17 protein-coding genes and 3 tRNA genes are annotated in these 11,622 nt (G+C 73.7%); 12 read left to right on the top strand and 8 right to left on the bottom strand.

The features are described 5' to 3' along the window. The first annotated feature begins 40 nt into the window (after positions 1-40). Genes ACYU8I_RS07955 through rdgB form a run of 4 tightly spaced genes read left to right on the top strand, consistent with a single transcriptional unit; the run spans position 41 to position 3,120 of the window. A complete protein-coding gene (locus ACYU8I_RS07955; protein ID WP_460839288.1) occupies positions 41-964 on the top strand; it encodes an ABC transporter ATP-binding protein in 924 nt (307 codons plus the stop codon). Next, positions 961-1,767, top strand: a complete 807-nt coding sequence (locus ACYU8I_RS07950; RefSeq protein WP_460839286.1) for an ABC transporter permease — start codon at positions 961-963, stop codon at positions 1,765-1,767. Before ACYU8I_RS07955 ends, ACYU8I_RS07950 begins: the two co-directional genes overlap by 4 nt. A 20-nt stretch (positions 1,768-1,787) precedes the next feature. Further along, positions 1,788-2,510, top strand: a complete 723-nt coding sequence (rph, locus tag ACYU8I_RS07945; RefSeq protein ID WP_460839284.1) for a ribonuclease PH — start codon at positions 1,788-1,790, stop codon at positions 2,508-2,510. Then, a complete protein-coding gene (gene rdgB / locus ACYU8I_RS07940; protein ID WP_460839283.1) occupies positions 2,503-3,120 on the top strand; it encodes an RdgB/HAM1 family non-canonical purine NTP pyrophosphatase in 618 nt (205 codons plus the stop codon). The genes rph and rdgB overlap by 8 nt, the downstream gene beginning before the upstream one ends. Positions 3,121-3,182: 62 nt before the next feature. Here rdgB and ACYU8I_RS07935 read toward each other — a convergent pair whose 3' ends face one another. From ACYU8I_RS07935 to bcp, 3 genes are all read right to left on the bottom strand, one after another. Then, a complete protein-coding gene (locus ACYU8I_RS07935; RefSeq protein ID WP_460839281.1) occupies positions 3,183-4,109 on the bottom strand; it encodes a hypothetical protein in 927 nt (308 codons plus the stop codon). Between the two features lie 146 nt (positions 4,110-4,255). Then, a tRNA-Leu gene (locus ACYU8I_RS07930) sits at positions 4,256-4,336 on the bottom strand. Positions 4,337-4,352: 16 nt separating this feature from the next. Then, positions 4,353-4,838 (bottom strand): thioredoxin-dependent thiol peroxidase, encoded by a 486-nt coding sequence (bcp, locus tag ACYU8I_RS07925; RefSeq protein WP_460839279.1) that lies wholly within the window; start codon positions 4,836-4,838, stop codon positions 4,353-4,355. A gap of 62 nt (positions 4,839-4,900) precedes the next feature. Here bcp and ACYU8I_RS07920 point away from each other — a divergent pair, with 62 nt between their 5' ends. The 6 genes from ACYU8I_RS07920 to ACYU8I_RS07895 all read left to right on the top strand — a co-directional run bounded on the left by ACYU8I_RS07920 (position 4,901) and on the right by ACYU8I_RS07895 (position 8,045). Continuing rightward, the gene (locus tag ACYU8I_RS07920) at positions 4,901-5,590 is read left to right on the top strand and encodes an energy-coupling factor ABC transporter permease (RefSeq protein ID WP_460839277.1); all 690 of its coding nucleotides are present in this window, start codon (positions 4,901-4,903) and stop codon (positions 5,588-5,590) included. Next, on the top strand, positions 5,587-5,916 hold the full coding sequence (locus tag ACYU8I_RS07915; protein ID WP_460839275.1) for a PDGLE domain-containing protein: 330 nt from the start codon (positions 5,587-5,589) through the stop codon (positions 5,914-5,916). Before ACYU8I_RS07920 ends, ACYU8I_RS07915 begins: the two co-directional genes overlap by 4 nt. A gap of 1 nt (position 5,917) precedes the next feature. Further along, positions 5,918-6,598 (top strand): cobalt ECF transporter T component CbiQ, encoded by a 681-nt coding sequence (cbiQ, locus tag ACYU8I_RS07910; RefSeq protein WP_460839274.1) that lies wholly within the window; start codon positions 5,918-5,920, stop codon positions 6,596-6,598. Between the two features lie 8 nt (positions 6,599-6,606). Next, the gene (locus tag ACYU8I_RS07905) at positions 6,607-7,365 is read left to right on the top strand and encodes an energy-coupling factor ABC transporter ATP-binding protein (RefSeq protein WP_460839272.1); all 759 of its coding nucleotides are present in this window, start codon (positions 6,607-6,609) and stop codon (positions 7,363-7,365) included. 73 nt (positions 7,366-7,438) lie between these two features. After that, on the top strand, positions 7,439-7,687 hold the full coding sequence (locus ACYU8I_RS07900; protein WP_460839270.1) for a DUF3618 domain-containing protein: 249 nt from the start codon (positions 7,439-7,441) through the stop codon (positions 7,685-7,687). A 13-nt stretch (positions 7,688-7,700) separates the two neighbouring features. After that, positions 7,701-8,045 carry a GroES family chaperonin gene (locus ACYU8I_RS07895; RefSeq protein ID WP_460839268.1) on the top strand — a complete coding sequence of 115 codons (345 nt, stop codon included), beginning with the start codon at positions 7,701-7,703 and terminating at the stop codon, positions 8,043-8,045. Here the strand turns inward: ACYU8I_RS07895 and ACYU8I_RS07890 are convergent. Then, positions 8,042-8,566 (bottom strand): hypothetical protein, encoded by a 525-nt coding sequence (locus ACYU8I_RS07890; RefSeq protein ID WP_460839266.1) that lies wholly within the window; start codon positions 8,564-8,566, stop codon positions 8,042-8,044. The genes ACYU8I_RS07895 and ACYU8I_RS07890 overlap by 4 nt on opposite strands. A 50-nt stretch (positions 8,567-8,616) precedes the next feature. Next, on the bottom strand, positions 8,617-8,859 hold the full coding sequence (locus tag ACYU8I_RS07885; protein WP_460839264.1) for a superinfection immunity protein: 243 nt from the start codon (positions 8,857-8,859) through the stop codon (positions 8,617-8,619). A 44-nt stretch (positions 8,860-8,903) separates the two neighbouring features. On the opposite strand from ACYU8I_RS07885, the gene ACYU8I_RS07880 reads away from it, so the two are divergent. Together ACYU8I_RS07880 and ACYU8I_RS07875 are read left to right on the top strand one after the other, a co-directional pair. Beyond that, positions 8,904-10,100 carry an MFS transporter gene (locus ACYU8I_RS07880; protein WP_460839261.1) on the top strand — a complete coding sequence of 399 codons (1,197 nt, stop codon included), beginning with the start codon at positions 8,904-8,906 and terminating at the stop codon, positions 10,098-10,100. An 85-nt stretch (positions 10,101-10,185) separates the two neighbouring features. Next, a tRNA-Lys gene (locus ACYU8I_RS07875) sits at positions 10,186-10,261 on the top strand. 52 nt (positions 10,262-10,313) lie between these two features. Here the strand turns inward: ACYU8I_RS07875 and ACYU8I_RS07870 are convergent. From ACYU8I_RS07870 to orn, 3 genes are all read right to left on the bottom strand, one after another. Then, positions 10,314-10,535 (bottom strand): hypothetical protein, encoded by a 222-nt coding sequence (locus ACYU8I_RS07870; protein WP_460839259.1) that lies wholly within the window; start codon positions 10,533-10,535, stop codon positions 10,314-10,316. 273 nt (positions 10,536-10,808) lie between these two features. Beyond that, positions 10,809-10,884 (bottom strand) — tRNA-His (locus ACYU8I_RS07865). 31 nt (positions 10,885-10,915) lie between these two features. Continuing rightward, positions 10,916-11,596, bottom strand: a complete 681-nt coding sequence (gene orn, locus ACYU8I_RS07860) for an oligoribonuclease (protein ID WP_460839256.1) — start codon at positions 11,594-11,596, stop codon at positions 10,916-10,918. Positions 11,597-11,622 lie beyond the last annotated feature (26 nt).

The following is an 11,622-nucleotide window of genomic DNA, read 5'->3' as shown; positions in this document are numbered from 1 at the left end:
CCGACGCGTCGGCGGCCACCGGTGCGTCAGGCTGGGCCTCATGATCCAGGTCGAGCACCTCACGCGCCGCTACGGCGCCTTCACCGCCGTCGACGACGTCTCGTTCACCGCGCGCCCCGGGCGGGTCACCGGCTTCCTCGGGCCCAACGGCGCCGGCAAGACCACCTGCATGCGCATCATGGTCGGCCTCACCAGCGCCGACGAGGGCAGCGTGCGCATCGGGGGCCACCCGTACCACGACGTCCCGAACCCCGCCCGGCACGTCGGCACCCTGCTCGACGCGTCCGCGCAGCACGCCGGCCGCACCGGACGCGAGGTCCTGCGCATCACCGCCGAGACCATCGGCGTCGGACGGGGCCGGGTCGAGGAGATGCTCGGCCTGGTCGGGCTCGACGGCACCGAGGCGAAGCGTCGGGTGCGCAACTACTCCCTCGGCATGCGGCAGCGGCTCGGCATCGCCAACGCGCTGCTCGGCGACCCGAGCGTGCTCATCCTCGACGAGCCGGCCAACGGCCTCGACCCGGCCGGCATCCACTGGATGCGCGGCCTGCTGCGTGGCTTCGCGGCGCAGGGCGGCACCGTGCTGCTGTCGTCGCACCTGCTGCACGAGGTCGAGGTCATCGCCGACGACATGATCCTCATCGGCCGCGGCAGGATCGTCGCGGCCGGCACCAAGGACGAGCTGCTCCAGACCGCGGGTGCCTTCGCCCGGGCCGAGGACCCACGCGCGCTCGCCTCGGCCCTCGAGGCCGCCGGTGTCACCGCCACGCCGTCGGGGGACGGCGGCGTACGTGCCGAGTGCGACCCGATCGACATCGGTCGCATCGCCGCCCAGCACGACATCGTCCTGGCCGAGCTGCGTCGCGCCGACGGCGCCGGGCTCGAGGAGATGTTCCTCCAGCTCACCGCCGCCGACGCGCGCGAGAGCACCCCGACCACCCAGACCCAGGGAGCCCCCCGATGAGCACCACGACCGCCGCCCCCGAGGGCACCCTCGACCTGTCACGCGCCAAGCGGATCGGCTTCGGCACGCTGCTCAAGGTCGAGCTCCGCAAGAGCATCGACACCCGCGCCGGCCTGTGGCTACTCATCGTCACGGGGCTCTTCGCCCTGGTCGTCATGGGCGTCGTGGTGGCCGTCGGGGTGAGCGAGGACCTGCCGCTCGACTTCGGCACCTTCCTCGCCAGCACGACGTACTCCACCAGCATCCTGCTGCCCGTGCTGGGGATCATGCTCGTCACCAGCGAGTGGAACCAGCGCACCGCCATGGTGACCTTCGTGCTGGAGCCACGGCGCAGCCTCGTCATCGCCGCGAAGATCGTCGCCGGGCTGGTGCTGGCCGTCGTGGTCGCCCTGGCCGCCGCCCTGGCCGCGGTGCTGTGCAACCTGGCGTACGCCGGCCTGTCCGGCACCGACGTCTCGTGGGACCTCGGCAGCACCTCGATCTCCGGCTTCCTGGTGCTCCAGGGGATCGCGATGCTCTCGGGCTTCGCGCTGGCGATGCTCTTCCTCAACACCCCCACCGCGATCGTGGTCTTCTTCGTCTACACCTTCGTGCTGCCGGCGGTCTTCGCCATCGGTGCCGCGCTGGTCGGCTGGATCCGCGACCTGCAGCCCTGGATCGACTTCGCCAACGCCCAGACGCCGCTGTTCGACTGGAGCATGGAGGGTCAGGACTGGGCGCACCTCGCGGTCTCCGGCACCATCTGGCTGCTCGTGCCCTTCGCGGTCGGCCTGTGGCGGGTGCTGCGCGCCGAGGTGAAGTAGCCACGGCCTAGGTTGGGCGCATGACGCGTGCAGACGGCCGGGCCGACGACGAGCTCCGCGAGATCAGGCTGACCCGCCACTGGCAGGACCACCCCGCGGGCTCGGTGCTCGTCGAGTTCGGCCGCACCCGCGTGCTGTGCGCCGCCTCGGCCTCCGAGGGCGTGCCGCGCTGGCGCAAGGGCTCGGGCCTCGGCTGGGTCACCGCCGAGTACGCGATGCTCCCGTCGGCGACCAACACCCGCAGCGACCGCGAGTCGGTCAAGGGCCGTGTCGGCGGCCGCACCCACGAGATCTCCCGGCTGGTCGGGCGCTCGCTGCGTGCGGTCGTCGACTACGCCGGTCTCGGCGAGAACACCATCGTGCTCGACTGCGACGTGCTGCAGGCCGACGGCGGCACCCGCACCGCCGCCATCACCGGGGCGTACGTCGCCCTGGCCGACGCCGTGGCCCACCTGCGCCGCGAGGGCGCCCTGGCCGGCGACCCGCTCACCGGCTCGGTCGCCGCGGTCTCGGTCGGGATCATCGACGGCGTGCCCCGTCTCGACCTGCCCTACGAGGAGGACGTCCGGGCCGAGACCGACATGAACGTCGTCATGACCGGCGCCGGCAGCTTCGTCGAGGTCCAGGGCACCGCCGAGGGCGCAGCCTTCGACCGTCGCGAGCTCGACGCCCTGCTCGACCTCGCCGCCAAGGGCTGCGCCGACCTCACCCGGATCCAGGCGGAGGCCCTGGCCGGTGGGTGACGCGCGGCTGGTCGTCGCGTCCCGCAACGCCGGCAAGGTCGCGGAGATGCAGCGGCTGCTCGCCGAGCACGTCGACGACGTCGAGGTGCTCGGCCTGGCCGACGTGGCGGCGTACGACGAGCCGGTCGAGGACGCCCCGGACTTCGTCGGCAACGCCCGGCTCAAGGCCCTCGCCGGCGTCGCCGCCACCGGCCTGCCGTGCGTCGCCGACGACAGCGGCCTGTGCGTCGACGAGCTCCGCGGCATGCCCGGCGTGCTCTCGGCCCGCTGGTCGGGTCGGCCGAGGTCCGACGACCGCAACAACCAGTTGCTGCTCGACCAGCTCCTCGACACCCCCGACGAGCGCCGCCGCGCGCACTTCCGCTGCGCCGTCGTGGTCGCCCACCCCGACGGCCGCGAGCTCGTCGTCGAGGGCGTCATGGCCGGCCGGGTCATCCGCGAGACCCGCGGCGACGGTGGATTCGGCTACGACAGCCTGTTCGTCCCCGACGACCAGGACGGCGCGCTCACGTCGGCCGAGATGACCCCCGCCCAGAAGGACGCCGTCTCCCACCGCGGCCGCGCCATGCGCGAGATCGCCCCCCAGGTCGCTGCCCTGCTGCTGGGCTGAGGGCCCGGACGTCATACGTCCTGGCTGCTGGGACGACCAGCCCGTATGACGTCCCGCACGCCTCAGGCCGCGAGCGGGCACCCGGCTCCGGTCAGGGCCCGGCGGACCTGCTCGAAGAACTCGTCGGGCGCGACGCGCAGGCCGAGCACGGGGAGTCGCAGCACGGTCTCGCCCCCGAGCGCGACCTCGTTGTGACGCAGGGCGTCGGGGACCGCGCTCTCGGCCCAGCCGTGCTGGATCCCGTCGATCTCGACCACCACGCCCCAGTCGTCCCACACCACGTCGAGGTAGACCCGCCCGTGGGGGCCGCGTCGTACGAGCTGGCGACTCGGTGTCGGCAGACCGTGACGGCGAGCCAGCCGGGCGAAGTCGAGCTCCGGCAGGCTCCGGACGCCGCCGAGCAGGTCGAGCAGCACGCCGTGCACGAGCGTGCGTCGGCGGTCGCGGCGCACGGCGAGGGCTGCCGTCGCGACGTCCTCCGCGCGAGCCAGCCCCTGCTGGACCGTCATCGTCAGCAGCAGGGCCGCCTGGCGGTCGGAGGCCGCCCACAGCGCGGCGCGCACGGCCGCCACCGCGGGCCGGGTGCGGGGGATCCCGGTCGGGGCGAGTGCTCCTGGGTCCCACCGGCGGGTCTGTCGGACGTCGAAGAGCCGGGTACGCCGGATGCGCGCGCCGCGAGGGACGGAGACCCGGATGCGCTCCGCGGTGTAGCGCTGCAGGCCGGCGGCCTCGAGGGCGGCGGCGCCGTCGAGGTGGGCGCGCGGCCCGCCCTGCACCACCGCGGCCCAGAGCCACCCCTTGCGGGTGACCGGGCCGTTGTGGAGCGCGACCGACTGCGACCCGATGGCCTGCCAGCGTGCGGCGCGCAGCTGGGCACGCACCTCGCCGCGGGTGATTCCCAGCGCGTAGAGGTCGGCACGGGCTAGCACGCCACCACGACCGGTGGCGAGGTCGCACGCTTGCTGGAAGCGATGGTCGGGTCGCGGCACCGCGCGAGCATCGCGCCGTACGCCCCAGCGGTCGAGAGGGCGTACGGCGACCTGTGGAGATCCCGCCGGACGTCATACGTCTTGGCTGCTCGGGCGACCAGGACGTATGACGTCCGGGCGCGCAGCGGGCAGCGCCGGGCCGACGGTGCCGGAGGGGGGATTCGAACCCCCACGCCCTGAGGCACTCGGACCTAAACCGAGCGTGTCTGCCGTTCCACCACTCCGGCCGGAGCGGGGAGCAGTCTACGAGGCGGTCTCGAGGCCGAGGTCGCGGCGCAGCTTGGCGACGTGGCCGGTGGCCTTGACGTTGTACTGGGCCAGCTCGACGGCGCCGTCCTCATCGACCACGACGGTGGAGCGGATGACGCCCTGGACGACCTTGCCGTAGAGCTTCTTCTCGCCGAAGGCGCCGTACGACGTCATCACCTGCTTGTCCTCGTCGGAGGCCAGGGTGATGGTCAGGCCGTCGCGCTCGCGGAACGTCGCGAGCTTGGCGGGCTTGTCGGGCGAGATGCCGACGACTTCGAAGCCGGCGGCCTTCAGCGAGTCGAGGGAGTCGGTGAAGTCGCAGGCCTGCTTGGTGCAGCCGGGGGTCATCGCCGCCGGGTAGAAGTAGACGATCACCTTGCGTCCGCGCAGGTCGGCGAGGCTGACCTGGCCGCCGTCGTCGGTGGGCAGGGAGAAGTCGGGCGCGGTGTCGCCGGGGGAGAGGCGGGGGGCCTCGCTCACGGGGTCCTCCTGGGGTGCTGGGGCTTCTTGCGAATGGGTTGCAGGTGGTGTTTGCTCGCGACATGCACGTACCCGACGCGTTCCTCGACGCCCCGACGTCGGTAGCCACCGGGGTCGTCGCCGCCGGTGCGGTGGCGCTGGCGCTGCGCGGCTCGCGCCGCGAGCTCGACGACCGTACCGCGCCGATGGCGGGCCTCGTCGCGACCTTCGTCTTCGCCGCCCAGATGGTCAACTTCCCCGTCGGCGCCGGCACCAGCGGCCACCTGCTGGGCGGGGCGCTGGCCGCGGTGCTGGTCGGTCCGTGGACGGCGGTGCTGTGCGTCAGCACCGTGCTGATCGTGCAGGCGCTCTTCATGGCCGACGGCGGGATCACGGCGCTCGGCACCAACATCTGCCTGATGGCCGTCGTCGGCGTCGCCGTCGGCTGGCTGTGCTTCCGGCTGGCACGCGCGGTGCTCCCGACGCGGCTGACCTCGGTCGCGCCCGCCGCGGCGTTCGGCGCGCTGGTCAGCGTCCCGGCCGCCGCGCTCGTCTTCACCGGCCTCTTCGCGCTCGGCGGCACCGCACCCGTCGCCCTCGACCGGGTGCTGGCCGCGATGGTCGGCTGGCACACGGTCATCGGCGTCGGCGAGGCGGTCGTGACCTTCCTCGTCGTGAGCGCGGTCGTCGCGACCCGGCCCGACCTGGTGCACGGCGCCCGGCCGGCGCTGGCCGCCCGCCGCGAGGCCGTGCGCACCGAGGTGGGCGCATGAGTCGCAAGACCTTCTTCGCCGCGTTCCTGCTAACCAGCCTGGTCGTCGCCGGCGGGCTGAGCTACTACGCCTCGTCCCACCCCGACGGCCTCGAGTACGTCGCGGAGCAGACCGGGTTCTCCGACGCGGCCGAGGAGTCGCCCACCGCCGGCAGCCCGCTCGCCGACTACCAGACCGAGGGCGTCGACGACCCGCGTCTCAGCGGCGGCGTGGCCGGGGTCGTCGGGGCGCTGGCGACGCTGGGCCTCGCCAGCGGCGTGGTGTGGCTGGTACGGCGCCGCAGCGCCCGCGGCGACGCCGAGCACCCCGAGCACGAGCGCGTCTGAGGTGGGCGCGGGCCACGCCCACCGCCTGCACCTGCGCGGCGACACCGTCGTGCACCGGGTCCCGGCGCACCTGAAGATCGCCGCCCTGCTGGGGTTCGTCCTCGTCGTCGTGGCGACGCCGCGCACCTGGCTGCCGGCCTTCGCGGCGTACGCCGTGCTGCTGCTCGCCGTCGTCGTGCTCGCCCGGGTGCCGCTGCGGTGGCTCGCGCCGCGACTCCTCGTCGAGGTGCCCTTCGTCGTCTTCGCGCTGCTGGTGCCCTTCGTGGCCGAGGGACCCCGCACGGACGTCCTGGGGCTCAGCGTCTCCGAGCCGGGCCTGTGGTCGGCGTGGGCGCTGCTGGTCAAGGGCACCATCGGCGTCGTCGCCTCGCTCACCGTGGCGGCCACCACCGACCCGCAGCACCTGCTGGCCGGCCTGCGTCGGCTGCGGCTGCCCGAGCAGCTGGTGGCGATCGCGGGCTTCATGCTGCGCTACCTCGACGTCGTCGTGGCCGAGCTGGGGCGCATGGGCGTCGCGACGCGCTCGCGCGGCTGCGACCCCCGCTCACCCCGCCAGTGGCCGGTGCTGGCGCGCACCTTGGGGGCGCTGTTCGTCCGCACCTACGAGCGCGGCGAGCGGGTGCACCTCGCGATGCTGTCGCGGGGGTACGACGGCACCATGCCCGACCTGGGGAAGCGATGAGCTCGCCCGTGCTCGACGTGCGTGGCCTGGCCCACGTCTACCCCGACGGCCACCGGGCCCTCGCGGGCGTCGACCTGCACGTGCACCCCGGGGAGCGGGTGGCGCTGCTGGGTCCCAACGGGGCCGGCAAGACCACGCTGGTGCTGCACCTCAACGGCATCCTCGAGCCCACCGCCGGCAGCGTGCACGTCTCGGGCCTGCCGGTGGAGAAGCGGCACCTGACCGAGGTGCGACGCCGGGTGGGCATCGTGTTCCAGGACCCCGACGACCAGCTCTTCATGTCGACGGTGCGCGAGGACGTCGCCTTCGGTCCCGCCAACCTCGGCGTGCGAGGAGCCGAGCTGGACCGACGGGTCACGGACGCCCTCGAGGCGGTCGGCATGGCCGAGCACGCCGACCGGCCGCCGCACCACCTGTCCTTCGGCCAGCGCCGGCGGGTGGCGGTGGCGACGGTGCTCTCGATGCAGCCCGAGGTGCTCGTGCTCGACGAGCCGTCGTCCAACCTCGACCCGGCGTCGCGGCGCGAGCTCGCCGACATCCTGCGCTCGCTGCCCGTGACGGTGCTGATGGTGACCCACGACCTGCCCTACGCGCTCGAGCTCTGCCCGCGAGCCGTGGTCCTGCACGACGGGAGGGTCGTCGCCGACGGGGCGACCGCCGACCTGCTGGTCGACGCCGAGCTGATGGCGCGGCACCGGCTCGAGCTGCCCTTCGGCTTCGACCCCCGCACCGTCGTGCCACCGCCGCTCGGCCCCCGGGCGGGCTGAGCGCGGGAGTTGATAGCCTGCGGCGGTTGCCCGACCGGCCACGCCGGCCGACCCCGACGCGAGGAGTCCCGCAGTGTCCGACCAGGCGTCCTCCCTCGAGCGCGACATCGAGGAGACCCGCGAGCGTCTCGCCGCCACGATCGACCAGCTGGTCCACCGGGCCAGCCCGAAGACGATCGCCCAGCGCCAGGTCGCCCAGGTCAAGGCCTACTTCGTCGACGAGCAGGGCCAGCCGCGCCAGGACAACATCATCAAGGTCGTCGGCGGCACGGCCGCCGTGGTGGCGCTGCTCGTCGTCGTGCGCCGCGCTGTCCGCGACTGAGCGCGCGGGCACCGTGGCCGGCATCGCCGGGGGCTCGGAGGACAAGACCCCCATCCGGATGCTGCACGACCGGCTCCTCGTCGCCGTCGACGGCGAGCCCGGCGAGCGCCGCTCGACCGGCGGCATCCTCATCCCGGCCACCGCCGCCCTCGGCGGCAAGCGCCTGACCTGGTGCCGTGTAGTGGCCGTCGGCCCGCACGTGCGCCAGATCGAGGTCGGTGACCGGGTGCTCTTCGACACCGACGAGCGGGCCGAGGTCGAGGTGACCGGCGAGCTCTACGTCGTCGTGCGCGAGCGCGACGTGCACGCGGTCGCGGCCGACCGGCTCGGCGACGACCGCACGGGGCTCTACCTCTAGGCCCTGGCCGGACCGTCGAAGTCCGGGTCGTGCGGGTCGGTCGGACGTCGGACGTCGTCCCCGGTCACGGGCCCGCCGCTGCCGGTGCCGCTGCCGGTGCCACTGCCGGTCACGCGCCGGTCGGCGGCGTCGGCGTCGTGCGAGACCTGCCGGGGCGTCTCGAGGTCGGGGCGGTAGTCGTCGGCACGGTGGTCGACGTCGGGGTCGAGCGCGTCGGCGCGGCGTACGGCGTCCTCCTGCTCGGCCTCCGCCCGCTGCGCCACCACCCGCTGCTCGCGCGCACGCTCCTCGAGCAGGTCGGCGCGCTCGCGGGCCTTGGCGGCCTCGCGCTCGAGCTCGTCGGCGCGGCGCTGCTGCGCCTCGACGCCGGCGACGCCCACGGCGGCCTCGCCGCGGAGCTCACCGGCCTCGTGCCTGCGCTCGTCCTTGCGACGTGACGCGCGCACGAGCAGCAGCGCCACCAGTGCGACGACGACCAGCAGGACGACCAGACCGAGCACGAGCAGCAGGCTCGACGACATGACGGGCTCCCTCCGAGCGGATCTGTCGCCCGTACCCCGGCAAGCAGCTGTCAGACGACGTAGCGCCGGTGCGGCATGAGCGAGAGGACCAGCGCCGCGACCCAGCCCACCACGGTCCACCCGAGCAGCAGGTCGAGCCAGAACACGAAGCCGGTGTTGGACTTGCCGCGCGTGGCGGCGATGGCCCAGGGGAGCAGGTAGCCCGCGGTGACGAGCGTGAGGACCCACGACACGACGACCTGGACCGGTCGGGGGCGCGCGTCGGTCACGGTCATCGGGTGCCGGAGGCTCATGACCTCACCGTAGGTGACGCCACCACGTGCCCTACCGTGCGTCGGTGACCGCAGCCCCCGGCCCGAGCCCACGGCGCGCGCGAGCCGGGGTCTCGCTCATGTTCTTCACCAACGGGGTCCTGCTGGCCGCGCTGCTCCCACGCTTTCCCGAGATCAAGGACGCGCTGGGCCTGAGCAACAGCGCCTTCGGGCTCACGGTCGTCGCCATGCCCGTTGGGGCGCTGGTGGCCGCGGGCGTCGCCGCGCCGGTCATCCGTCGGCTCGGGACGCTGCGCGTCGCCACGCTGGGCTCGGTGCTGCTCGCCCTGGCCTTCCTGGTCGCGGGGTTCAGCCCGACCGTGGCCGTGCTCGTGGTCGGCCTCGCCCTCGCCGGAGCCGTCGACGCCCTCGTCGACGCCGCGCAGAACGTGCAGGGCGTCCTCGTCGAGCGCTGGCGCGGTCGGTCGGTGATCAACTCGCTGCACGCGCTGTGGAGCCTCGGCGCGGCGACCGGCGGTGCCATCGGCGCGGCCGCGGCTGCGCTCGGGGTCGACGTGGTGCTGCAGATGACGGTCAACGGCGTGGTGTGGAGCGGAGCGGCTGTCCTCGCCGCGGTGCTCTCGCGGGTGCCGGACACCGTGCGGGTCGAGCTCGACGCGGCCGACGCGGCGCCGAGCGCGGCGGGAGGCTCCGCGACGCCCGGGCGAGCCCGCGTCTGGCGGCTGCTGCTGCCCCTGGTCGTCCTCGCGATCTGCGGCACCCTCGTCGAGGACGTCGCCAACAACTGGGCCGTGCTCTTCCTGCGGCGCGAGACCGACGCACCGGTCGCCGTGGCCGGGCTCGGCCTCACGGTGGTGCTGGTCGCGCAGTTCGTCGGGCGGCTGGTCGGCGACCCCATGACCGACCGCTGGGGCCGGGCCCCGGTCGCACGGGCCGGGGGAGTGCTGATCGCCGTCGGTGCCCTGGTGGCTGCGGTGTCGCCGGCGTACGTCGCCGTGCTGGTGGGGTTCGCCGCGATGGGCTTCGGCAGCGCCACGCTGGTGCCCGCGGCGTTCGCCGCCGCCGGCCGCGTGCCCGGACTGCCCGAGGGCACCGGCATCGCCCTGCTCGGCTGGTCGATGCGGATCGGGTTCCTGGTGACCTCGCCGACGATCGGCGCGATCTCCGACGTGGGCGGCCTCCGGGTCGCCTGGGGCGTGCCCGTGGTGGCCGGCCTGGTCGCGCTCGGGCTGGCCCACCGCAGTGCGCGGCGAGACCGCTGAGCCGGGGTGCTCCGGACCACACCGTGCCGATTTCAACCTGCCGGGCGGTCGCTGCTATCGTCTGGTTCGCCCTTTGAGGGCGCGGGCGGCATTAGCTCAATTGGCAGAGCAGCTGACTCTTAATCAGCGGGTTCGGGGTTCGAGTCCCTGATGCCGCACCACCCGCACCACCACGTCAGAGCGTCGCCCGTCCCGGGCGGCGCTCTTCGTGCGTCAGGGGCGGTCCGGGACGTCGCCGGTGTCGGCGCCGTGGTCGAGCTCGTGCTGCGTCTGGACGACGTACGCCGCCACCGACGCGAAGCGCATCCGCACGCCGAAGCAGCTGGGGCAGTCGGCCCCGCTGGCGCAGTCGTGGGCGTCCTTCACGGCCGCGACCTGGTGGCGGCGTACCAGCCCGACCAGGTCGCTGAAGTCTCGTGCGGTGACACGGCGCACAGCGCCTCCCCTCGACCCCGCCCCAGTACCCCGGCCTCGACGTCTTGGACCACGAATCCGCAGGTCAAAGCGGGTTTCTGTGCTTACGCCGTCAACATACAAAGAGGAGCCTCGACAGCACAGAACCCCGCAGGCTGCTGCCTGCGGGGTTCGTGACTGGGGTGAGCGACGGGGCTCGTCCCCGACCCGCCGAGCGACCACGTCGGCAGAGCCTCGGCCTCTGAGCCCCGGATGCACAGAACCCCGCAGGCTGCTGCCTGCGGGGTTCGTGACTGGGGTGAGCGACGGGGCTTGAACCCGCGACCCCCGCGACCACAACGCGGTGCTCTACCAGCTGAGCTACGCCCACCATGACCTCCGGCGTGGAGGCCGCGGTGAGTCTAGCGGGAGGTCGGTGGCTGCGCCGAATCGGGCCCGGGGGCGGTTTCGAGGCCGGTTCCGGGGGCGGTTCCGGGGGCGGTGCTGAGCGCACCCTGGTGGCGTCGGGCGATCTGCTGCGCGGTCGAGGAGTCGGGCCCGGGGGCGGGCACGAAGACGGCGTCGCGGTAGTAGCGCAGCTCCTCGATGCTCTCGCGGATGTCGGCGAGCGCGCGGTGGCCGCCGCCCTTCTCGGGAGCGTTGTAGTAGGCGCGGGGGAACCACCGACGGGCGAGCTCCTTGATGGAGGAGACGTCGACGATGCGGTAGTGCAGCAGCGAGTCGAGCTCGGGCATGTCGCGGGCGAGGAAGCCGCGGTCGGTCGCCACGGAGTTGCCGGCGAGCGGCGGACGGCTGCCGTCGGGGCACTCGGAGCGGACGTAGTCGACGACCTGCTCCTCGGCCTCGGCCAGGGTGACGCCGGCGGCGAGCTCCTCGAGCAGGCCGGAGGTGGTGTGCATGGTGCGCACGAACTCCACCATCTGCTCGAGCGCCTCCTGCGGCGGTCGCACCACGACGTCGACGCCCTCGCCGAGGACGTTGAGGTCGTAGTCGGTGACCAGGGCCGCGACCTCGACCAGCGCGTCGGCCTCCAGGGAGAGCCCGGTCATCTCGCAGTCGATCCACACCAGTCGGTCACTCATGGTCGAGACCCTAGCCATCCGCGACG

The sequence above is a fragment of the Nocardioides marmoraquaticus genome (assembly GCF_054777915.1).
Note: the sequence above shows the minus strand (reverse complement) of the source record. Positions and strands in the feature narration are given on the sequence as shown.